Raw genomic sequence first — 22,784 nt, forward strand, 5'->3', positions numbered from 1 at the left:
ATCTTTCGTTTAGCGTCCCCCGGTTACGAACAGGCACTGGCCGGTCACCCAGCTGGCGGCAGGCGAGGCCATATAGATGACGGCTGCGGCGATATCCTCTTCGGTGCCGTAGCGTTGCAGCGGGATGCCAATATGCTTGAGCAGTTTCTCGCGGTCCTCTTCGGTTTCTATGCCCATGGATTCATCGAAATTCTCCGTCGGGATCGGGCCGGGCGCCACCGCATTGACGCGGATTTTCGGCGCGAGTTCCAGCGACAAGGTGCTGGTTAGGCTATTCACCGCCGCTTTCGAGGCGCCATAGGGGCCGTTTTTAATCTGCCCGCCAAAGGAGGCGCGGGATGAGGTGTTGATAATCACGCCGCCATCCTCCTTCATATGCTTGGCCGCGACAACGGCACCCATCCAGACGCTTTTGAGATTGAGATCAATTTGCGCGTCCCAATTGGCTTCCGGTGTTTTGGTCAGATAGCGCGGCGTGCCATCCGGCAATCCGCCGGCATTGCTGACCCAAATGCTGAGCTTGCCCAGTTCTGTAACGGTGCGTTCCGCCAGATGTTCGAGCGCTGCCATATTTGTGACATCGGTAGCAACGGTTATCGCCCGGCGGCCGCGCGCGCGGATCTCTTCCGCAACGGCTTCGAGATCACCCGCCGTGCGGGCGGCGAGCGCCACGTCCGCGCCGGCTTCAGCCAGACCCAGCGCGATAGCACGGCCAATCCCTTTGCCGGCGCCGGTCACGACCGCAACGTCGCCTTCGAGTTTGAAATTGTCCAAAATACTCATGGGTGAACCTCTCCTTTGCCGCCGTGATGATCGGCGGCAAGGGGGAAGTCCACTAACAGAAGCATTGGTGGCCAGGCAGCGGTTGGCTAGGCGGCGGCATGTCCCGGTTGTACCGGTGCTGGCAGTCCGGTTTCTTCCTCACAATTGGCGCGCAGCGTTTCGATATCCGGTCCGAAGTTAAACGGACTGTCGGTTTCAGTGATCCGGCTTGCCATATCCGCGCGTAACCTTTCCGTGGCAGCAGCGTCAACTTTCCCGTCATCCGTGATAACCACGCCATATTCGCGCGCGCCATCGACCGTGACCAGTCCCTGGCGGATTTCCAAGGCTACCAGCTCGGGATCGCGTTCCAGCGGGCTCCCCCATCCGCCGCCGCCCCAGGTGATGAAGTGCAGCTGATCACCCTCTTCCACGGTGACTTCCTCAACTTTGTTCCCGACAATGGTGCTGGTGCCATCCGCTTTCTGCAGAATTTTGCGTGCCCGTTTGCCAGGCTCGCCGCCATTCACGCCCCATGGCGGTACAAACCATCGATCATCATGGATGGAAATCGTGCCAGCAGCGAGAAAACGATAGCTCAGATAGATGCCATTGCCGCCGCGGTGCAGTCCCGCACCGCCGCTATCTGGCGCTGTCTCATATCGCTCGATCCGCAGCGGGAAATAGCGCTCCAGAAACTCATTTGGCACATTGGTAAAGCCTGGCCAAAGCGAGTGACCATCCGGCCCATCACCCAGCGGCCGTCCCGGTATGCCGCCAAAGCCGATTTGGAACAGTTGAAACCAGTCGCCTTTCTTGTCGTTGCCGGAATAGAATAGATGCGGCGAGGACGAGAAACCTGCAGCATTAAGAAACTCCGGCGTCTTCTGACCCAGCAGACCGCCCAATATGTCAAAAATACGCCCCAGCGCGTGGGTGCGGCCAGAAAGCGCAGCCGGGAATTTCGGCTTGAGCAGCGACCCTTCCGGAATCTTCACCTCAATCAGGTCATAGAAGCCGTCGTTGAACAGGATTTGCGGGTCGAAAACCATGATCATGTATATTCCAAAGAACATCTTGAACATATTTTCATTGAGAAAGAAGTTGATAGAGGCACCGCTTTGCGGATCAGTCCCTTCAAAATCGAGAATGACCTTATCGCCCACGCGCCGCATGGTGCATTTGATCTTATAGGGACCAGCACCGATACCATCGTCGCAAATATAATCTTCAAAGCTGACCGGTTCTTCGCCGATAGCCTGACCGATGAGCGTTTTCATTGCCCGATGATTGCGCGCCAGCAATTCTTGTGTTGCGGAAACATAGACATCGTCACCAAACCGTTCCGCCATTTCGATGACCCGCCGCGCCGCCACGCGGCAGGACGCAATAATCGCGTTGAGATCCGCCTGACACCAATCCGGTTTGCGGGTCTGGTGCATGACTAGCTTCATCAAGTCTGCATTATATTCGCCCTTTTTCCAGATTTTTACAGGCGGAATACGCACGCCCTCCTCAAAGATAGATTTGGCATCAATGGGCATGGAGCCGACAACTTTACCGCCAATGTCAGACTGATGCCCGAACATGGCAGTATAGGCGATCAAACGACCATCCTTGAATATCGGCAACAGGATTAGCCAGTCATTATTGTGGCTGACAGCCCCCTCGCAACTATAGGGATCGGAAAGGAAGATCATGTCGCCGTCTTCCAAGGTCCCATCATATTGGCGAAGGAAGCCGTCGATAAAGCTACCAAACTGGCCGACAATCATCTTGCCGGTATGATCTGCGATTAAGGGAAAGGCGTCGCCTTGTTCCCGGATGCCGGGAGACATGGCCGTCCGCACGAGCGTGGCATCCATTTCGATCCGGGCGTTGCGTAGCGCGTTTTCAATAATGTCCAGCGTAACCGGATCAATATCGATCTTCTCGAACGGCGTGTCACTGGTTTCGATGATTGTTGCGGGCATTTTATTTCCCCTCTGCAAGGTTGATGAGGATATTGCCGACTGCGTCCACTTCGCCGATGCAGCCTGTTTCGATCAGGGTGGTGGAATCCATTTCCACAACAATGGCCGGGCCAGTGATGACATCGCCTTGTTTCAGCTTGGCGCGATCATAAATGGCACCATCCTGTTCGGCCCCGTCCATCCACAATTTGTGATCCCGGATTTTGGCATCTGATGGGTCGCCATTGCCCTTGGGCAGTTCGGCGGCGGGCAGGTTAAGAGACTGGCCCATGGCGACGGCACGCAGGTTCACAATTTCATGAGGTGTGTCCATGTTGAAAGTGAATAGCCGGTGATGCTCTTCATCAAAGCGAGTCAATATCCCGTCAATGCCGTTTTGTTCGAGCACTTCCGGCGTGATCGTAAGAGGCACTTCAAAAGCCTGTCCGGCATAGCGGACATCGACTTCAAATTCGCTGGTAATATCCTCTTCGGCGACACCGTCTGACAGCAATTCTGCGCGGGTTTGGTCGGCCATTTCTTTCAAAATCCGGATCAATTCTGATGCATCCGTATTGGTGGCCAGCTTTGAGAAGGACCGCGCCGTTTCCGTGCGCATGCGCGTTGTTGCATCGCCCAAGGCGCAAAGTACGCCCGGCGATACCGGGGATACGGCCGGCCAGCTGCCCATCAATTTCGCGACTGCATTGACATGCAGCGGTCCTGCTCCACCAAAGCCCATTAGGGCAAAGTGGCGCGGGTCATAGCCTTGCTGCACAGAGATCATCCGCAGCGCGCCGAACATATTCTCGTTCACTATGTCGATGATGCCGCGCGCCGCCGCCATCAGGTCAATACCAAGCGCGTCCGCGATTTTCTGGACCGACTTTTTCGCGCCTTCACGGTCCAGTTGGAAAGAACCGCCGAGCAGGTTTTCGGGCAGATACCCGAGTACAACATTGGCATCGGTAACTGTCGGCTCTTCACCGCCCTTGCCATAAGCCACTGGTCCCGGCACCGCGCCAGCCGATTGCGGACCGACACGCAGCGCGCCGGTTAGCTCTGGCACATAAGCAATCGAACCACCGCCAGCGCCAACGGTTTTCACGTCCAACGAAGAAGCTCGCACTGATAAATGACCGACCTCGGTTGTCCGAACTCGGCGCGGTTCAAGGTTTTCGATCAGCGCTACGTCGGTGGACGTACCCCCCACATCTAGCGTCAGGATATTTTTCAGTCCCGCATTTTTCGCCACCCAGACAGCGCCAGTAACGCCGCCTGCTGGACCCGACATCAATATGTTCACCGGATGCTCTTCCGCTTTTTGCGAAGACATCAAGCCGCCATCAGAGCGCAGCAACGAAAAGCGTCCGGCCATGCCAGCATCAGCCAGCTTAGCGCGTAAGTTGGAGACATAATGACCAACCACCGGCCGCACGGCTGCGTTGGCAACTGTCGTTAGCGTGCGCTCATATTCCTGCATTTCCGGAAGAACCTCATGGCTTAGCGAATAGGGCACGTCCGGCATTTCGGCCGCGACCATCTCACCAATCCGGCTTTCATGCGCGCCATTGGTGTAGGCGTTCATCAACGAGACCGTGACTGCCTCCACGCCCTGATTTTTGAGATATTCAATGGCGGTTGTGACGCTTGCTTCATCCAAAGGCCGCACTTTATTGCCATCCGCATCCATCCGCTCTTTGACGGTCACTGTATCTTCCAGAGCCGCCAAAGGTTGCGGTTTCGGCCAGATAATCCAAGCCGCAAGACCGCCGGGCACAAAACTACGCGCAATCTGCATGATATCGCGATAGCCCTCGGTGGTGATCAGACCGACTTTTGCGCCTTTGCCTTCCAGTACGGCGTTAGTCGCAACGGTTGTGCCGTGTAGAAAATATTCGATTTCGCTGGCTTTGACATCGGCATCTGCGCAAATCGCGTTCACGCCATTTAATATGCCTTCGGAACTATCATGAGGTGTGGACGGCGTCTTGGTCCGCCAGAATTGTCCGGATTGATCATTGAACAGCAATAGATCGGTAAAGGTTCCCCCGACATCAACGCCTAGTCGATACCCCATATATCAGTCTCTCTCTTATTATTCATGCATTCAGGCTTCGGCCCTTGCGACAAGCGATGGCAAAGGCCGTTTCATTATTGTTTCAAACCATTGGTTGGTGGCGATGGTTTTTGCCAGATCAACGCCATGCTTGACCGCTGACCGGTCAAGCAGGTTGATCAGATCTTCGGTCGCAATATTGCCGGTGGCATTGGGCGCGAACGGACAGCCGCCAAGCCCGCCTAGGCTTGCATCCAGCGTCGATACGCCGGACCGCACCGCCGCCCATGCATTGGCAATACCGGTATTACGCGTGTCGTGAAAATGCGCCCGCGTCGTGATGTGATCCGGCAATATCTCATTGAGGCGGCCGAACAGGTCTTCGACCTGACCCGGAACGCCGACGCCAATTGTGTCAGCCAGTGCGATTTCCAGAGGTTCCTCTTCCGCCATTTCGCGGGCGATATTAAGTACGGTTTCTGGCGGGACATGGCCTTCGAATGGGCAACCAAAGGCAGCAGAGATGGTGACCTGTGCTTTCAGACCTTCGCTCTTGGCAAAGCGGATCATCTCGCGATTTTCGCGGATGCCTTGTTTAATGGTCTGGCCTTGGTTCTTCTCACCAAATGTGTCGCTGGCAACGATCACGCAGCCCGCTTCGTCGATGCCGCGTTTGCCACCTTCTTTGGTCGCTAGTGCACGTAAAACCCCGCGTTTGTTGAGGCACAGTCCAATATAGGACATATCTTCGCGGTCTGGCAGGCCTTCGATCACGGCTTCGGCATCTGCCATTTGCGGGACGCGTTTTGGATGCACAAAGCTGGCAACCTCCATCCGGCGGATACCGGCGTCGATCATATGGTTGATCAGGCCCAGCTTATCGGCGGTTGATATAATCTCGGACTCGTTCTGCAGTCCGTCACGTGGACCGACCTCGACGATATCAACTGATATGGGGTTTTCATGCGCCATAGAAATTGTATACAATCCATATTGTGCTTTGTATAGCAAAAGCATCATGCAGGAGGTTTTTTAATGGCGCAAGGGGCACTGACCGGACTTCGGTTGATCGAAATGGGGCAACTTATTGCGGGACCTTTTTGCGGTCAGCTCATGGGCGACCACGGCGCGGAAGTGATCAAGATTGAACCACCTAAGGTTGGTGATGCGATGCGTAGCTGGGGACAAGGGATACCGCTTTGGTTCTCGGTTGTGGGACGCAATAAAAAGTCGATCACGCTGAACCTGCGCGAAAAAGAAGGTCAGGGGATTGTCAAGAAACTGGTCGAAAAGAGCGACTTTCTGTTGGAAAACTTCCGCCCCGGTACGATGGAAAAATGGGGCCTGGGCTATGATCAGCTGAGCGCCATCAATCAGGCGCTGATCATGATCCGCGTCTCCGGTTACGGGCAGACTGGCCCCTATGCGTCGCGCGCTGGCTATGGATCAATCGGTGAAGCCATGGGCGGCATGCGCTATATTGCTGGGGAACCAGACAGACCGCCAAGCCGCGCGGGCCTATCAATTGGCGACTCGCTGGCGGCCACTTATGCTTGCCTTGGCGCGATGATGGCGCTGCATCACCGGCATGTGACTGGCAAGGGGCAGGTTGTTGACTCGGCTATTTACGAAGCGGTGCTTGCCAATATGGAATCCACCGTCGCGGAATATACGGTCGCTGGTCATATTCGCGAACGCACCGGATCAATTCTGCCAAAAATCGCACCGTCCAATGTCTATGAAACCAAGGATGGCAGCGTGCTGATCGGCGGCAATCAGGACAGCGTCTGGAAGCGCATGTCAGCGATGATGGGGCAACCTGAACTGGGTGATGACCCCCGCTACGCCACTCATGTGGCGCGCGGCGAGCATCAAACTGAACTGGATGACTTGATCAATGTCTGGACGCGGGCACTCACCAGCCAAGAAGTGCTGGATCTGTGCGAAACCAATGGCGTTCCGGCGGGGAATATTTATCGCGCGCCGGAGATGCTGGCCGATCCGCATTTTGAAGCGCGGGATGCCTTAGTGACCATGGATCATCCGCAACATGGCAATTTCGTGATGCAAAATGTCGCGCCGAAATTGTCCGACACGCCTGGTAAAATCGAAACAATCGGTCCTGATTTAGGTGCGCATAATGAAGCGATCTATGGCGAGTTGTTAGGTATGGACAGCGCCAAAATAGCCGACCTTCAAGACCGCGGCATCATCTAGTCTTTCAGGATTTCGGTGCTGCCGTGATGCTGAACGAGTGAAAGGCGCGCCGGATATGACTGGTCATCACCGATTTGGCCCAGTCGGCATCTTTGGCAGCAAAGGCGGCAATCAGCTCGTCATGATCAACCGCCGATTGATGGAGCTGGGTCTTGGAATATTGATGGGCGGTCTGCCGGACCACCGGCTGTTCGACCAGCGCGGGCATGAGCTTGCTCAGCCGCGGTGATTGCGCACATTCCAGGATCAAATCATGAAAGCGCCGATTCGCCTCAAGAAAAGCCGTGACATCGGGCGGAGACTTTTTGATCGCCCGTTTGAGCTCGTCGTTGATGCCGCGCAATGCGTTCAGGGCATCGCCATCTATCCGCCGCGCTGCGCGGGCGGCGGCATGGGCCTCCAGCATGGCGCGAAGGGTGAACATTTCATCGACCTCGCCTTCGGACCAATCCGCCACGGAAAGGCGTTTCGAGGCACTGCGCACGACCAGCATTTCATTTTCCAACCGCCGCACAGCATCGCGCACCGGGGTCCGAGAGACGCCCGATATCTCGGCGAGTTTTTCCTCCGTCAATTGCATGCCCGGAACAGCCTCCCCTTGCAGGATGAAGGCCCGGATTTTCTGATAGGCGGTTTCGGACGCAGGCATCATCGCTTTGGCTATGGTCTCTCGGATTTGGTGCTGGCGTTAGTCATAGGGCGAACAGTTTCTGCTTGACGGGGTGAATTTGTATACAATAGAAGTGTATCAGGGAGTTTTGTCAACCGCTATGACCGAAAACAAACGCATTAAAGTCATTGTTCCGATCCCGATGGATGACGCCGGCGTCGCTGCCCGCGCCGAACAATTGCCCGCCGATTTTGTTCGCGAAGGGTTTGCGCCAGAATTTGTCGCCGTGCCTTGGGGCGCCGCCTTGGGTGACAGCTATCATGATACCTTGCTGATGGACTGGACGGTATTTCAGGCCGGTGTCGAAGCCGAAGAAGAAGGCTATTCCGGCATATTGATCGATACTGTCAGTGATAGCGGCATGCGGGCATTACGCTCTCGTCTCTCCATACCAGTTGTTGGTCCCGGCGAGGCGGCCTTTGCCGCCGCGATGATGCTGGGCAAGAAATTCACCGTGCTGACAATGTGGCCCGAATGGTTCCCGCTCTATGAAAAGACCCTCACCGAATATGGCTGGTGGGATCGTGTGGCCTCGCTGCGGTCCATAGACACGCGCCCCGATGTGACGGAGTTGCTGGCGGGCAAGGAAGAAGTGATATTCGACAAGCTGAAGGCCGAAGCGACGGCCGCGATGGAAGAAGATGGTGCCGATGTGATCGTGCTCGGCTCCACAACGATGCACCAGTCGGCGAAGTTTCTCGATGATAATATGCCGATTCCGGTGCTCAATCCCGGGCAAGTGGCTTATAAATTCCTAGAAACGCTGATCGAACTCGGGCTCACCCACAGCAAAGTTGCTTTTCCGGCACCCGAAGTGCCCAAAGATGATGATATCAGAAAAGGATGGTATTAATGGCAGACTGGACCCCGGGTATGGCAGGACAGGTTCCGCTTCCTTACCCCTTTTATATCGACATCGTCACGAAGCGCTATTTTGACGGTGTCGACAACAAGAACATGACACAGGTGCTGAACTGCTTCGCGCCGGATGCCGTCTTGCATGAAGCAACATCCAACACGATCCACGAGGGCCGCGATGCGATCCGGGCGATGTTCGAAAAGCTGTTCGCGGACTTTGAATCGATTTGGCATGGCAATTTTGTCCATGTCGCTGATCCGGACACCAATGCGGTCTGTTCACAGTTTACGGTGTTGATTACGCCTAATGGCGGCGAGCAATTGCGCTATGAAAATTGCAATCGCTTCTATTGCAAGGACCGGCTGTTCCAGCATGTCTTTGTTTATATGAGCGGCGATAATCTGCTCAAAGAAGGAGATGCCTGATGCAATATGAACCCGGCTTATCCCGCGCAGAATTGATCGAATTCGCGACAAAAACCTATTTCGGCAATGTCGATGCGAAAAACATGGATGCCGCTTTGGCGTGCTTTCATGACGAAGCTTTGTTCTGTGTTCAGACGAGTTTCACGCGCCATAGCGGCAAAGCCGAAATCAAGCGCATGTTTGAAGATTTTTTCGGCGCTTATGAAACAATCGTTCACCGGGACTTTAATTGCACTGTCGATGAAGCCAATGGCCGGATCGCTGCCAGCTTTGTCGCGGAACTCACTGATGCGGATGGCAATGTCACCTTGCTCAACAACACCAATTTCTGGCGCATACGCGACGGAAAATTTCAGGAGGTTTATGTTTATATGAGCGGGGAAAACGTCCTCGTTTAACGCGAAAATGACGGGTCAAAAAGGTCCGCAGAATATTCCATTCAGGGAAGGTATTTAATATGCGTCACATCAAAACAGCTCTTTCACTCTCGGCGGGTTTCGCCGCTTTGGTAAGCTTTAACCCGGCTCTAGCCCAATCGACTGGTGACCAAGGTACCAGCGAAGGCGAAGACAGCAACGTGATTATCGTCACCGCCCGGCGGCAGGATGAATTGCTTGCAGAAGTGCCTGCTTCGGTCACTGTGTTTACGGCCGAAACATTGGCGCGGACGGGTATTGAGCAGGCCGACGAATTTGTTCAACTTACTGCCGGTGTGACCATTGTGAGCGGTACTGCGGAAGCGGGCGATACGCAGATTAATATTCGCGGTATCAACGGCGCGCGGGATGCGGAAAGTTCCGTTGCTCTGGTGGTGGACGGCATATTGAAAACCAACACCGCGCAGCTCAATCAGGATCAGGGCACCTTGCGTCAGATTGAAATATTGAAAGGTCCGCAAGGCGCACTTTATGGCCGTAACGCCGCCGCAGGCGCGATTGTTATTCAGACGCTGAAACCAGGTGATTTTCTAGAAGGCGGTGTGAAATTAAGTGCGGCAGAAGATAATACCTACAAGGCATCGGCTTACGTATCGGCACCGCTTGGCGACAGCGCTGGCTTCGTCCTTTCCGGTTCGTACAATACAACCGACGGTTTTTACCGAAACAGTTTCCTCAACAACCGCAAAGTTGTCGATGATCAGGAAACATGGTCTGTCGACGGGCGGTTTGTTGCTGAGCTGGGCCCTGATACGGAAGTAGACGTCAAAGCGCGCTATGCCGATCTGTCTGGCGCGTCGATTAACTTTAACGCAGCTTTTCATCTGCCCAATTTTGCAGGCACTAATCCGGCTTTTTTCGAGGATGTGAACGATCACCCGTTTAATTATTATTCGAACATCCGCCCAACCAATGAGCAACAGACGTTTGAAGCATCGGTTAAGCTAACCCATGACTTTGATTTTGCGACATTGACCGCTTGGGCCCTTTACGCAGATGTCGATCAGGAACTAACCGCGGACGGTACATCCGCTGATTTTGCGCGTTACACCTTCCCGGGTGCGACTCAGGCCTCGATCGATGCATCCAACAGCTGTATTGGTACGACGGCAGCATTGACCGGTTTCCCTGTAAACCAGCCTGGTTTCATTGGGACAAGTCCTGTGCCGTTTATCTTTGATCCGGTTAATGGGTCCACGTTCGGACCCTATAGTCCAACGACCTGCGATGGCACACAGTACCAGATTCGCGAGCAAACCGATATCAGTGCGGAGATTCGGCTCGCATCCAATGGCGATGGCCCGCTCGGCTGGCAGATTGGCGGCTATTTCCTGAATATCGACCGTGATGTGGGCGTCAGCCTGGGCGCTGATTTGGGACAGGGCGTGATCCGTGAATTGTTTAACGATCCCAACAGCGCTAACCCAACGTCACAACTGTTCGCCGATAATTTTAATACCAATGTCTATGCCGTATTTGGTTCTTTGGATTATGAGGTATCGGACAATTTTGATGTCGGATTAGCCTTGCGTTACGATATAGAAGACAGAGAGGTTTCTAGTCAGGTTCCGCTCGCGACAGACCCGATTACCGGAACGCCGATCAATCCGGGCCAGGCTTTCGGAGCGATTCCGGATCAATCCGAAACCTTCAAGCAGCTGCAGCCGAAAGTATCACTGCGCTATGGCCTGACAGACGATATCAACTTCTACGCTAACTGGGGAATTGGTTTTAAATCCGGTGGCTTCAACAATCAGGGTTCCGCAGCGATCGTAGACCAGAATTTCAACCAGTTCATCGGTACAAATGTCCTCATCAACGATATCTTCCGCAAGGAGACATCCAGTGCATTTGAAGCCGGATTTAAAGGATCACTGGCCAATGGCCGTATTACCTTCGATCTGGCGGGCTATTACACCGATGTCGATGACATGCAGTTTTTCGAATTTTTCGTCGGCGGTTTCGGTCTTTTGCGGGTGGTTTCCAATATCGATGAAGTCGAGCTTTACGGTCTGGAGTTCAACGCAAATGCCGAAATCGTGGAAGGTTGGGATATTTTCGGTTCAGTAAATGTGACCGAAAGCGAAATCAAAGCCAATGCCTCACGGCCCAACACGGTCGGCAACAAATCTCCTTATACGGCTGATTATACGATCAATATCGGAACGCAGATGGTCGCTCCGATTGCCAATAATTTTGATCTGGTGATGCGGGCGGATTATCGGATTACCGGGCCGACCTGGTTCCATTCGGTTCAGGATAATACCAGTCCGACGCTGTTCAGCGGGTTGCTGCCCGGCTCTGCTCTTGCCCTGCCAGCTTTTGTCGGCGACGCCGATTATTCGATTACCGAGCGAGAGGCTTTCGGCGTGCTTGACGTGCGCTTCGGGTTGGAAGGCGATAACTGGAACATCACCGCTTTTGCCGATAATCTGCTCAACCGCAAATATCTCAACGAGGTTATTCCTGCGATTGAATTTGGCGGGTCCTTCCTGTCACCTGGCGATCTGCGTCGCTTTGGTGTCGAGGTCGGGTATAAATTCTGATCGATGGCCGATGACAAGCGAGTGGATACGGCGGATAATTACGGGGGGGTCTTCGACGGATCGATGGGTTTCGGTGCAAAACCTGCGCTAATTCTTATCGATTTCGTCGAAGCCTATTTTGATCCGTCTTGCGCGCTCTATGCCGGCGTTGAAGATGCATTAGAAAAGGCCCTCGAACTGCGTGATGCTGCTCGCGATGCGGGATTGCTGATCATTTATACGAATGTCAGCTATACGGAATCGATGATTGAAGGTGGCCGCTTTGCCCAGAAAGTGCCACCGCTGAAGAATTTTGTCGCGGGTCATCCAATGGGCGCGTGGCCCAAGGGGCTTGAGCCAACGGATGATGAGCTGGTCATCACCAAACATTATCCGAGCGCCTTTTTCGGCACCTCTCTTGCCTCAACTCTGACGGCAAATGGTAATGACAGTCTGATCATCACCGGTCTATCGACCAGCGGCTGTGTCCGCGCCAGCTGTGTCGATTGTTCGTCGCACGGCTTCATCCCGATCATTGCCGAAGATGCCGTCGGTGACCGGCACGAGGCGCCGCACAAAGCCAATTTGTTCGATATGCAGGCAAAATATGCTGACGTTCTGCCAACGTCTGCGATATTAGATTATCTAGGCGGCCTAAAGCTCTAGCAGTCCGAAATATTAAATCGTTTTTCCCCAAGGCCCTGAAATCGCAAGCGTTTTTGTCGGGCTATAGAGGTTCACAAACATTGTACGGCCATCTGGGGAGAAACAGGCGCCCGCTGGCTCCGTTTGCACCCTGATCCGCGCCAACGCATAGGCTTCTCCACGCGGCGTAATGCCCCGCAGATGGTTGTCGACGGTCGCACTATATTGGTCTTCGCAAACGATGAGATGCCCGTTGGGTGCAATCGTGATATTGTCCCCATAGCTATACTGGCGGCGGTCCGTCGATTCCATGAACAATTGCAAAAGCCCGGGCGCACTGCTTTCACCTTCTTGCCCTTCAAAGCGAGAAGGCCGGTAGCGCATGATCTGACCTTCTTTGGCCGCGCCGCCTGACGTACAGCAGAAATAAAACTCCCCATCGCCGTAGATTATGCCTTCGCCGCGCGCGAACTTAACTGCACCGTCGCTAGCCCCGCGATTGCGTAGGTCATCTTTCGGGCTCTCCACCTCGGTTACATCAACCCAGCGAACAAACTGCCATGATCCAGGTTTATATGTGATATTGTCCCAGTTGCGGCTGTCGTTATCCAGCGCTTCATCAGCAAAGGCCATCGCCTGAAGTTTGCCGCCCTCGACAAGTTTGCCGGGCACGTTGGGAATAAACCGATAGAACAGGCTGTCATTCTTGTCTTCGGTCAAATAGACTATGCCAGTAGCGGGATCGACGGCCGCGGCCTCGTGGTTGAACCGCCCCATGGCTTTTAGTGGTACGGGATCAACCAGCCCTTCATGTGCCGCAGGGACTTCGAAAACCCAACCATGGTCGCGCTTTACACCGTCACCGGCGCGGGTAACGTCCTCCTCACAGCTCAGCCAGCTGCCCCAGGGTGTGTTGCCGCCCGCACAGTTGCGGATCGTGCCGACTAGGCTGAGATGTTCGCGCTCTATTGCCAACGTTTTGCCGTCGAGCAGCAATGTAGTGGTGCCGCCGACCAGCGGCTTGCCATCCTGGCTATGGTCGTAAGTTATCACGGTTGAAGGGACATTACCAAACGGACCATCATCAAAATGACTGGCTTTCAGTTCATGGTTACGTACCAGCGCCATCTTGCCATCTGGCATCGCGAAACAGCCCATGCCATCAGCCCGATCAGGAACACGATTGCCATCAGACATGGCCCCGCGAAATTCGGATATGACGCGGTAGGAAAATCCTTCAGGAAGATCGAGCAAGCCATTGGGATCAGACAGCAACGGCCCATAACCCTTGTGGGACATCGCGGCACCTGTGCGCGCTAGACTACTATGCTGGGCAAAGCCGGAAAAGGCGAGAGCCGTTAGTCCTCCGGTAAAATTGCGACGGTTTAACTGCATGGTTGGCTATCCTGTAATTGCGCTGATCGAAGGCGAAATGCCTGACTGAAATTTAATGACAGTTTAGCGTCTGAACATGACAGAATTTTGAAGGACGGCAATAGTAATCGCGCCTTACCCGCCTTGCTGCATGCCGGCCATTCTGATTGTCAGTGCTGGATCAGTAGGATCGTTCCAATCTTGCCTTGCCGCCCACTCGGAGAGCGGTGTCGGTCTGGTTTTGAAATATTTTGCCATTTCGGTCGTATCGGCGATTAGCGGTGAAACCGGCTGTTCATTATAGAAGCTATAGAAGCTCGCCATGCCGCTATAAATAGACATTGGTTCGACTGTCGCTGATCCGGTTACCAGCAAGCTCATCGCAGACGCAAATTCATCCGGTGTCATACTTTTGAAGGTGATCGGCTTGCCTGCCACATCGCTGAGAATAGCTGCGACCTCGTCGCCGACTAAGGCTTGTGGCCCCCCTATTGCATAGCGCCCACTGGGCAGATCGTCGTTCTGAAGAGCTTCGACCATGAAGGCTGCGACATCGTCGAGACAGATCCATGATATTTTCAGATCCGGTTTGGCCGGATAGGCAAATATCGAACTGTTGACGATGGACGGTTTGTTCCAGCTGCGGATCATATTGTCCATGAACACCTTTGTTTCAAAAATCGCATAGCCGACGCCGCTGTCGATTATCGCCTTTTCAATGGCTCGCCGGCCATCATGTGCGGGATTGCCATTATCTTTATCGGCTACATAACAACTGGTGTTGAAAACGATTTTCTTAACGCTGCTGGCCTTGGCTGCCGCTGCGATATTGTGCCCTAGTTCCGTTGCTTTTTCGAGATCAAACACAAACGGCAGATGCATCGCGATGGCATCCATGCCCTGCGCGGCAGCGATCATTGATTGCTCATCATATAGGTCGGCTTCCACTGTCTCGACATTCGCAAAGGGCGTATTGGCCAGCGCGCTGGTATTGCGCAGAGCCGCCACAGGACGCATCCCCGCCTCTAGCAGGCGCTGCAAGAGAGGATGGCCTTGGTCGCCGGTTGCGCCGATGGTCAAAATTCTGATGGTCTTATCCTCTTCTTTTCCATTGTTGGCTGTCTTTCAACTGTTGATACGGCGTGCTGCTGAGCGGCCAGCAATATATCCAAAGGTTAGTGCAGGGCCTAAGGTTCCGCCGGCACCCGCATAGACACCGCCAGTGGGGCAGCTAATGACATTGCCAGCGGCAAATAGTCCGGGGATCGGTTCGCCGTCGAGGTCCAAAACTTTTGCGGATCCATCGGTTTTGGCCCCGCCATTAGTGCCCAATGTGCCCATTTTAATTTCCACCGCATAAAATGGGCCGTTGGTAATCGGACCCAATGTGGCAGCCGCGCCATCGCGGGATCGATCGCCGTAAAAGCGGTCATAATTATTTTCACCACGCGCGAAATCAGGGTCATGGCCCTTAATGGCATGGGCGTTGAAACGGGTGACGGTCTCTTCCAGTTGCGCGCCATCAATAGCTATTGCTTTGCCCAGACTTGCTAAGTCATCCGCGCTCGCGATCCAATCTGGTATCGGTTGACCGGGCATGACTGAGGCCAGCGGATAACGGGAGATATATTGCGAATCGAAAATCAGATAGGCTGGTAGGTTGGGATAGGAGTATGTGGCAGGATCAAATTGGTGGAAGGCCCCGGCCAGCGCAGAATAATTGTTCGCTTCATTGCAAAAGCGTTTGCCAGCCGTGTTGACCATTATCGTATGCGGCAAGGTACGCTCAATCAGGACAGGCATCGAGCGCTGCTCACCTCCCTCCCATTTCACCTCTGGCATCGAAAGGGTTGGCACCCACCAGGCGCTAGTCATATTACCCAAGCCGGCTCCGGCGGCCATCGCCATTTTCAGCCCATCGCCTGTGTTGCTTGGCGGCGAAGCGGGTGCATCCAGTGGACCGCGCAAGAATGTCTGTTTTAGCTCTTCATTCCATTCAAAGCCGCCGGTGGCGAGGATTACACCCTGTGAAGCGTGGATGATCAAATCGGTACCATCTCGGCGCACGGTTGCGCCCGTTACGCGATCATTCTCAACAATCAAACGATAGCCATTCACGTCAAGCAGGGGTTCAATCCCTCGGTCAAGGCAAGCCTTTAACAGTCGCCCGATCAAGGCCTGTCCCCAGCCGCGCAGGTCCTCGCTTTCACGCCGCGCCATCTCGGCTGGATCAACTTGCCCGGTACCGCCGCCCAGCGGTGTTTCCCGCAGCATCATGCGCGGCACGGGGCCATGCTCGAAAACTTTCTCGGCCCATTCGCCCAACGTAGAAAAATCGAAAAGATCATTATCGAGCGCGCGGCCGCCATCAGGCTTAGCTCCTGGCCGGTCGAGGTAATAATCAGGATAGCCTTCCAGCAAGCTGAGACGCGCGGCGTCGAGATCTTCGAGAAAGGCTAGCGCTCTTGGGCCTTCTTCCACAAAGGCGGTCAAACTGGTGTCATCAATATCGCCCTGATCGAGCGAGTGGAAATAGGCCAAGGCATCTTCGCGGCTGTCTTCGATGCCATGAACCTGCATTTGGCGGTTTCCGGGTATCCAGACGATACCGCCGGATATGGATGCGGTGCCGCCCAGTTTTGGTTGCTTTTCGATGACCATTACGCGCGAACCGGCCTCATGCGCAGCAAGTGCAGCGCTAAGTCCAGCCGCACCGGCTCCGATGATCAGAACATCCGTTTTCATTGGCGATACCACTCCCCTATTGGCTTGTCTGATAAGGGAGATTGGTCGAACGGCACCACTGTTACTTTTGGGCCCGTCTAATCAAGTATGCCCGATATCCGCAGCGCTTGAATCTGATCGGCGGTCAAGCCCAGTTCTGCCAAAATGATGTCGCTATGTTCCCCGATGGCCGATAACTGCGCTGGTGCGGAGGGCCGCCGGCCGTTCATTTCAATCGGAAGCGTGGGCAATTTGGTTTGTTCGCCATTTGCCAATGTTACCGGCTCCAATCCGCCACTCTCATTCAGGTGGGGATCATCAAACATGTCCTCGGGTCGCGCAATGGGTGCGAAGGGTAACCCAGTGCCTTCCAATTTGTCGATCAATTTGTCTCGGCTAAAGCCTGCGATCAGGTCGCGGATTTGCGGCATGATGCGGTCACGTGCTGCGACGCGGTTATTGTTCTCGCGGATGCTTTCATCCGCCCACAGATCATCGAGTGCGAACAATTTGCAGAATTTTTCCCACAAGGCATCTGTTACAACGCCGATAAAAATTGGTTCGTCTTTGGTTTGAAACACATCGTAAATCGCCCAGGCCGAGATGCGTGCAGGCATCGGATCGGCGGCTTTGCCGGTCACCGCCATTTGCGCCATGTGCTGGCCAATCATGTAGACCGTCGTTTCGAACAGGGAGCTTTGGACCTTTTGGCCCTTGCCGGTGCGGTGGCGTTCTTCGACCGCCGCCAGGATCGCGATGACGCCGAACATGCCGCCGGTGACATCAATGACGCTGGAGCCAGCGCGCAACGGTTGTCCGGGCGGGCCGGTCATATAGGCGAGGCCGCCCATCATCTGGGCGACTTCATCCAGTGCGGTGCGGTTTTCATAGGGTCCCGGGAGGAAGCCTTTTTCCGACGCATAGATCAGTCGCTCATTGGCCTTGCTCAGCGCATCATAGCCAAGGCCCAATCGATCCATCGCGCCGGGGCGATAATTTTCGACCAAAATATCGGCGCCTTCGACAAGCTGGCGAGCGATGCCGAGGCCTTCCGGGTCTTTCAGGTTGAGCGATATGCTCTGTTTGTGACGGTTGTACATCGGGAAATAGCCAGAGCCGGAGCCCACCAAATTGCGGGTGCGGTCGCCGCCAATCGGTTCGACGCGAATGACTTCCGCGCCCAGGGATGCGAGGATTGCACCGACCGTTGGCCCCATGACCATATGGGTGAATTCGATGACTTTCAGGCCAGCAAGGGGCGTGGGTCCGTTTTGTTCACCGCTCATGCTGCTGCCTTTGCAAAGCCCAGGGGAAGGCCGGCATCGGGCGTGAAGCCATATAGAGGCTCGCCCGGCAGGGCCTCTGCGATAATCTCTCTGACTTTCAAAAGCTTATCGAGATTGATGCCGGTTTCAATGCCCATGGCTTCGAGCATGAAGACCAGATCTTCGGTGACAATATTGCCCGATGCGCCGGGGGCAAAGGGACAGCCGCCGAGACCGCCAAGGGACGCGTCAAAGGTGGTAATGCCTTCCGCAAGGCCGGCCATGACATTGGCAAGGCCAAGCCCTCGGGTATTGTGAAGATGCAGGGTGTTGAGCTTGTCACTACCGATCACGCCCTTGATCTGGCGCACCATCCGCGTGACTTGCGCTGGATTGGCATAGCCAGTGGTGTCGGACAGGCCGACCTCGGCAACTCCCGCCGCCATGGCTGCTTCTGCAAGTCTTGCGACCTGATCTTCGCTGACAGGGCCTTCGATCGTGCAGCCAAAGGCCGTGGACAGGCCCACCTCAAAATGGGGGCGCTGTCCTTCGGGCTGTGCGGCGACCAGATCGGCAATCGCTTTGATCTCGGCGAGCATGGCGGGATGATCTTTACGGACGTTCTTGATGGAATGGGTTTCGGACATGGAGAAGGGGATCGACATCTTGTCGACACCAGCAGCGATGGCGCGTTCTGCCCCTTTCAGGTTCGGGATCAGGGCAACGACATCGAGACCGGGCAATGTCTTCGCATAAGCCACAATGTCCCCGGTGTCCGCCATCTGCGGGAGCAGGGACGGTGGCACAAAGCTGCCCACTTCAATCTCGCTGACACCGGCTTCGGCCTCGGCCTTGATCCAGGCCTTTTTAGCGGCGGTTGGCATGACGGCATCGACGCTTTGCAGGCCGTCGCGCGGTCCCACTTCGCTGATCGTTACGGAAGAGGTCATTGCTTGGCTCCTAAATATATCCATGGCCGCTTTGCGCGGTCGGCCGCTTGCCATGTGGCAATGTGGTCGGCCATTTTCAAACTGAGGTCGATCGCGTCCAATCCCTCCAGCAGCATCGCCTTGGCTTCTTCATCAATCGGAAAGGACCAGCTTTGATCGTCGTCGAGCCTAATGGTTTGCGCGCGCAAGTCGATGGTAATCGGGCTATCCACTTTTGCTATACCGGTGATCGCGTCAGCATCGATAACAGCTGGCAATATGCCGTTGCGCACGCAATTACCCGCAAATATCGGTGCGAAGCTCGGCGCGATGACGGCCCGGAAGCCATATTCGGCGAGCGCCCAGACCGCATGTTCGCGGCTCGACCCGCATCCGAAATTGGCACCGCCGAGAATGATCTGGCTATCAGCATAATGCGGATCGTTGAGGACGAAACCGGAATCGGGATCACGGCCGCCAATTGCCGTATAGCGCCATCCAGCGAACAGGCCGTCGGCAAGGCCGGTTTTGCCGGTGCTCTTCATCTCGCGGGAAGGGATGATCTGATCGGTGTCAACATTATCCCGGATCAAGGGCATCGGCAGCGAGGTGAGGGTGGTGAAAGGCTCAGCCATCCTGCAATGCCCTTGGATCAGCGATTACACCTGCCAGCGCGCTGGCCACAACGGTTTCGGGGCTGGCGATATGCGTTTTGACACCTGGTCCCTGGCGGCTTTCAAAATTGCGATTGGTCGTCGATATGACCCGCGATCCCGCATCGAAGCTCTCGCCGCCTGCGTAGAAGCACATGGAACAGCCACTTTCCCGCCATTCAAATCCGGCCTCGCGGAAGATGGCATCAATGCCTTCAGCTTCGGCTTGGCGTTTGACGCGGGAAGAGCCGGGGACGCAAATGGCTTTGACATGGCTGGCAATGGTCTTGCCCTTCAACAGGGCGCTGGCCCGGCGCAAGTCGGACAGGCGGCTGTTGGTGCAGCTGCCTATAAAGGCGGCATCGATGGGCGTTCCGGCAAGCTTCTGCCGGGGCTTCAACGCCATATATTTCAGCGGGCGTTCGCTGGCATTGTCGGGTACCGCGCCGCTTATGCCAACACTATGTTCGGGACTCGTCCCCCAACTGATCATGGGACTGATCGCGCTGGCATCGATCTCGATCTCGGTGTCGAAAGCCGCATTGGTATCGCTGACCAACTGTCGCCAATTCTGGGTCGCTCGATCCCAATCTTCGCCGGATGGCGCGTATCGCCGACCTTCAAGATAGGCCAATGTTTTCGTGTCAGGCGCAATGAACCCCGACATGGCTGAAAATTCCGTCGCCATATTGCAAAGGGTCATGCGCCCCTCCATGTCCAGCGCCTGTACCGCCTGTCCGGCAAATTCAACTGCATGCCCTTTACCGCCTGCGGCACCATGACGGGCGATCAATGTCATGATCATATCCTTGGGCGTGACGCCTTCTGCCAGTGCTCCGGAAAAACGCACCCGCATGGATTTGGGCTTGTTGAGCCGCAATGTTCCGGTGGCCATGGCATGCTCGGCTTCCGACGAACCAATACCCCATGCGAGCGCGCCAAAAGCGCCCTGGGTACAGGTATGGCTATCGGGCGCTACCAGCGTACATCCTGGCAGAATGATGCCCAGCTCTGGCGAGATGACATGAACGATCCCCTGGTCCGGGTCGTTAACATCAAACAGGGTGATGCCTGCCGCTTTTGCCGCTGCCCGTGTTTCGGTTATGAAATCCTGCCCGCCGGGCATCAGCGTCTTATCGGTGCGTCCCGGCCGGGTATCGACAATATGGTCTGTCACCGCAAAGACGCGCGCTGGATCGGCCACTGCTCGCCCCGCTTCCGCCAGCGAATTGAGCGCTGATGCACCGGTTCGTTCGTGCAGAAATACGCGGTCAATCGCCAAAAGCGTGCCACCACCCGGCAAAGCGGCGACGGTATGGCTATTCCATAATTTGTCAAAGAGCGTCGTCGGTTCAGGCAGAAACAGCCTCCATTTCCGCATCGATGCTGCGCCAGTCCTTTGTCACAAAAGTCTCCTGTATGGCCGTCCGTGTTTCGAGCATTCCGTTTCGAATCCAGTGCCATGTCCGGCATCGGTTCTGGCCGTCATCGGAAATCTGGATCTGCTCGTAAAGATATAGCGATGGATCACCTTGCCGTTGCCAATACAACATCATGGTGCGGTTATATTCGTCTAGCGGCACTTCGGCGGCCCAGCCTTTTATAAGGTCATTGTCCCACCATATTCGCTGATCACGATATTCAGCGGGAAATTCGCGAATCTCGGTTTTGCCATCAGCCCATGAATAGTGATTGGTCTGATGATACGGGATATCTCCGTTATCGGGGAGGCGACACAGCAGGCGGGAAGCGTGCTCGTCAATCTTCTCATTCTGTGCATTGAAATAGGTATAGGTGCCGTCCCAAACCCCTTCATGGCGGGCCAAAAGCGGCATGTCTTCTCTGATTCCCATTAGTCTTCCTTTAGTCTGGATTGAAGGGCGATATGATATTCTTTGGCGCTATGTCCGTTGATTAGCGCGAGATGCTCTGCGGCAAGGTGCTCTGGCTTGAGCTGCTGTTCATCAAAAGCAACCACATGTTGCGCGTCCACCTTGTACCATGGTGCAAACATATGACGGGCCCGGACAATCTGCCACGCCATATTGAGATAATTGCCGAACCGGTCAGGCGATAAATCAGGATAGAGTTGTTCTGGTTCGCCAACTTGCAGATTTGGATACACGATTTCTGTCGTACCAAGCACATCAGCAACATCAGAGACGAGTGTATGCCAAGGGGCCCATGCGACAGGTACTGCATCGGTCCAATTGTCTGATAGACCGTGGCCGGGTAGATCAACGGCGATTTGTCCCGTCGTTTGATTGCCTGCTACATTATAGGACGGGGCATGGAGGACCAGCTGGTTTGCTCCACGCTCTCCGCGCCAGTGGATCAGACCATTAAATTCACCGGTTTGAACAGCGATAAAGCCTTCGTCATTCGCGTCAGGTAAACCATCAATCATTGCCGTTTCGGTGGCCAACAAGTGATTGAGGCTAACGGTTTGATGTTCCTCTGGCGTAGCTACTTTTTGGGCGGACCAAGTCGGCGGCATATCGCCCAACCGGTCAATATGCTCTTGCAGCGGATCGCCATTATAGGCGCTGATCAGGCAGGGAGGTACATCGGCATCTACCGCCGGGATATCACGAGGGGCGCGCAGCACGGCACCATAACCGGCTTGATAAGCATTACCAGCATCCAGCATTTCGCGAACAATCGCATCAACCCGCATCGGATCATCATTGGCAACCGATAGCCGGTGGGCATCATCAGTCGCAAACCATGGGAAGAACCAACTTTGCTCTAGGATGCGGTTCCATAACCAAGTCAGATGCTCGCCGTAATCCGAAGGGTGAAATTCCGGCAGATAGCGATCGCTAAACAACGCCATTTCTTCAGCCGACCAGATGGCATAGCCGCCCACCGCCAAAGTCGTGATGCGAGTCGGATGGCGTTTGACCGCTGTTACCAGGATGATGCCGCCGGAATGGAAACCATAAGCGGCGCACTTTTCGATGTTCAACGCGTCGAGAAATGCGATGGCTGCGTCTGCATATTCGGCAATTTCGGGATTGCCGGGAAGCGGGCCAGATTGTCCAAAACCCGGCGTATCTGGGGCGATGCAGGTAAAGTGGGGTGACCATTTTTCCATCAGCGCTTCATATTCTTTTGAGCTGCGTGGGCTTTGGTGCACCATTAGCAGCGGTGGACCTTTGCCCGCCTTGCGATAATGGACACGGCGTTTATTGCCGCCGCTCGAAACATCGATAAAGTGCCTTGTGATCATTTTTCCAATTTGTCCGGACAAATTTGTCTCGACAAGTCTTTTTTGCAGATTATTGT

20 protein-coding genes are annotated in these 22,784 nt (G+C 54.9%); 6 read left to right on the plus strand and 14 right to left on the minus strand.

What is annotated here, in order from left to right:
- Window positions 1-9: 9 nt before the first annotated feature.
- The 4 genes from J4G78_RS12865 to J4G78_RS12880 form a co-directional block, all read right to left on the minus strand.
- Window positions 10-783: an SDR family NAD(P)-dependent oxidoreductase gene (locus tag J4G78_RS12865; protein ID WP_207986935.1), complete on the minus strand. Its 774-nt coding sequence runs from the start codon at window positions 781-783 to the stop codon at window positions 10-12.
- Window positions 784-869: 86 nt separating this feature from the next.
- The gene (locus J4G78_RS12870; protein ID WP_207986936.1) at window positions 870-2,735 is read right to left on the minus strand and encodes a hydantoinase B/oxoprolinase family protein; all 1,866 of its coding nucleotides are present in this window, start codon (window positions 2,733-2,735) and stop codon (window positions 870-872) included.
- A gap of 1 nt (window position 2,736) precedes the next feature.
- The gene (locus J4G78_RS12875; RefSeq protein ID WP_207986937.1) at window positions 2,737-4,794 is read right to left on the minus strand and encodes a hydantoinase/oxoprolinase family protein; all 2,058 of its coding nucleotides are present in this window, start codon (window positions 4,792-4,794) and stop codon (window positions 2,737-2,739) included.
- A 30-nt stretch (window positions 4,795-4,824) separates the two neighbouring features.
- On the minus strand, window positions 4,825-5,745 hold the full coding sequence (locus tag J4G78_RS12880) for a hydroxymethylglutaryl-CoA lyase (RefSeq protein WP_207986938.1): 921 nt from the start codon (window positions 5,743-5,745) through the stop codon (window positions 4,825-4,827).
- Between the two features lie 63 nt (window positions 5,746-5,808).
- On the opposite strand from J4G78_RS12880, the gene J4G78_RS12885 reads away from it, so the two are divergent.
- Window positions 5,809-6,990: a CaiB/BaiF CoA transferase family protein gene (locus J4G78_RS12885; protein WP_207986939.1), complete on the plus strand. Its 1,182-nt coding sequence runs from the start codon at window positions 5,809-5,811 to the stop codon at window positions 6,988-6,990.
- Window positions 6,991-6,994: 4 nt separating this feature from the next.
- On the opposite strand, the gene J4G78_RS12890 is transcribed toward J4G78_RS12885, so the two are convergent.
- Window positions 6,995-7,642, minus strand: a complete 648-nt coding sequence (locus J4G78_RS12890) for a GntR family transcriptional regulator (RefSeq protein ID WP_207986940.1) — start codon at window positions 7,640-7,642, stop codon at window positions 6,995-6,997.
- 118 nt (window positions 7,643-7,760) lie between these two features.
- On the opposite strand from J4G78_RS12890, the gene J4G78_RS12895 reads away from it, so the two are divergent.
- The 5 genes from J4G78_RS12895 to J4G78_RS12915 are packed head-to-tail and all read left to right on the plus strand — an operon-like array spanning window position 7,761 to window position 12,572.
- A complete protein-coding gene (locus tag J4G78_RS12895; RefSeq protein ID WP_207986941.1) occupies window positions 7,761-8,513 on the plus strand; it encodes an aspartate/glutamate racemase family protein in 753 nt (250 codons plus the stop codon).
- Window positions 8,513-8,944: a nuclear transport factor 2 family protein gene (locus J4G78_RS12900; RefSeq protein ID WP_207986942.1), complete on the plus strand. Its 432-nt coding sequence runs from the start codon at window positions 8,513-8,515 to the stop codon at window positions 8,942-8,944. Before J4G78_RS12895 ends, J4G78_RS12900 begins: the two co-directional genes overlap by 1 nt.
- Entirely contained in the window at window positions 8,944-9,342 is a 399-nt protein-coding gene (locus J4G78_RS12905; RefSeq protein WP_207986943.1) for a nuclear transport factor 2 family protein, read from the plus strand. Before J4G78_RS12900 ends, J4G78_RS12905 begins: the two co-directional genes overlap by 1 nt.
- A 59-nt stretch (window positions 9,343-9,401) precedes the next feature.
- Entirely contained in the window at window positions 9,402-11,927 is a 2,526-nt protein-coding gene (locus J4G78_RS12910; RefSeq protein WP_207986944.1) for a TonB-dependent receptor, read from the plus strand.
- Window positions 11,928-11,930: 3 nt separating this feature from the next.
- Window positions 11,931-12,572 carry an isochorismatase family protein gene (locus J4G78_RS12915; RefSeq protein ID WP_207986945.1) on the plus strand — a complete coding sequence of 214 codons (642 nt, stop codon included), beginning with the start codon at window positions 11,931-11,933 and terminating at the stop codon, window positions 12,570-12,572.
- Between the two features lie 12 nt (window positions 12,573-12,584).
- Here J4G78_RS12915 and J4G78_RS12920 read toward each other — a convergent pair whose 3' ends face one another.
- The 9 genes from J4G78_RS12920 to J4G78_RS12960 all read right to left on the minus strand — a co-directional run bounded on the left by J4G78_RS12920 (window position 12,585) and on the right by J4G78_RS12960 (window position 22,728).
- A complete protein-coding gene (locus J4G78_RS12920; protein WP_207986946.1) occupies window positions 12,585-13,946 on the minus strand; it encodes an alkaline phosphatase PhoX in 1,362 nt (453 codons plus the stop codon).
- A 114-nt stretch (window positions 13,947-14,060) separates the two neighbouring features.
- Entirely contained in the window at window positions 14,061-15,005 is a 945-nt protein-coding gene (locus J4G78_RS12925; RefSeq protein WP_207986947.1) for an SDR family oxidoreductase, read from the minus strand.
- Window positions 15,006-15,050: 45 nt separating this feature from the next.
- On the minus strand, window positions 15,051-16,712 hold the full coding sequence (locus J4G78_RS12930) for an FAD-dependent oxidoreductase (protein WP_375140370.1): 1,662 nt from the start codon (window positions 16,710-16,712) through the stop codon (window positions 15,051-15,053).
- Window positions 16,713-16,747: 35 nt separating this feature from the next.
- Window positions 16,748-17,935 (minus strand): CaiB/BaiF CoA transferase family protein, encoded by a 1,188-nt coding sequence (locus J4G78_RS12935; RefSeq protein WP_207986949.1) that lies wholly within the window; start codon window positions 17,933-17,935, stop codon window positions 16,748-16,750.
- On the minus strand, window positions 17,932-18,864 hold the full coding sequence (locus tag J4G78_RS12940; protein WP_207986950.1) for a hydroxymethylglutaryl-CoA lyase: 933 nt from the start codon (window positions 18,862-18,864) through the stop codon (window positions 17,932-17,934). Before J4G78_RS12940 ends, J4G78_RS12935 begins: the two co-directional genes overlap by 4 nt.
- The gene (gene leuD, locus J4G78_RS12945) at window positions 18,861-19,478 is read right to left on the minus strand and encodes a 3-isopropylmalate dehydratase small subunit (RefSeq protein ID WP_207986951.1); all 618 of its coding nucleotides are present in this window, start codon (window positions 19,476-19,478) and stop codon (window positions 18,861-18,863) included. The genes J4G78_RS12940 and leuD overlap by 4 nt, the downstream gene beginning before the upstream one ends.
- On the minus strand, window positions 19,471-20,877 hold the full coding sequence (locus J4G78_RS12950) for a 3-isopropylmalate dehydratase large subunit (protein WP_207986952.1): 1,407 nt from the start codon (window positions 20,875-20,877) through the stop codon (window positions 19,471-19,473). Before J4G78_RS12950 ends, leuD begins: the two co-directional genes overlap by 8 nt.
- Window positions 20,849-21,349, minus strand: a complete 501-nt coding sequence (locus tag J4G78_RS12955; RefSeq protein WP_207986953.1) for a DUF3598 domain-containing protein — start codon at window positions 21,347-21,349, stop codon at window positions 20,849-20,851. Before J4G78_RS12955 ends, J4G78_RS12950 begins: the two co-directional genes overlap by 29 nt.
- Window positions 21,349-22,728, minus strand: a complete 1,380-nt coding sequence (locus J4G78_RS12960) for an alpha/beta fold hydrolase (RefSeq protein WP_207986954.1) — start codon at window positions 22,726-22,728, stop codon at window positions 21,349-21,351. Before J4G78_RS12960 ends, J4G78_RS12955 begins: the two co-directional genes overlap by 1 nt.
- Window positions 22,729-22,784: the final 56 nt, after the last annotated feature.

Source organism: Parasphingorhabdus cellanae, assembly GCF_017498565.1.
GTDB classification, from domain to species: domain Bacteria; phylum Pseudomonadota; class Alphaproteobacteria; order Sphingomonadales; family Sphingomonadaceae; genus Parasphingorhabdus; species Parasphingorhabdus cellanae.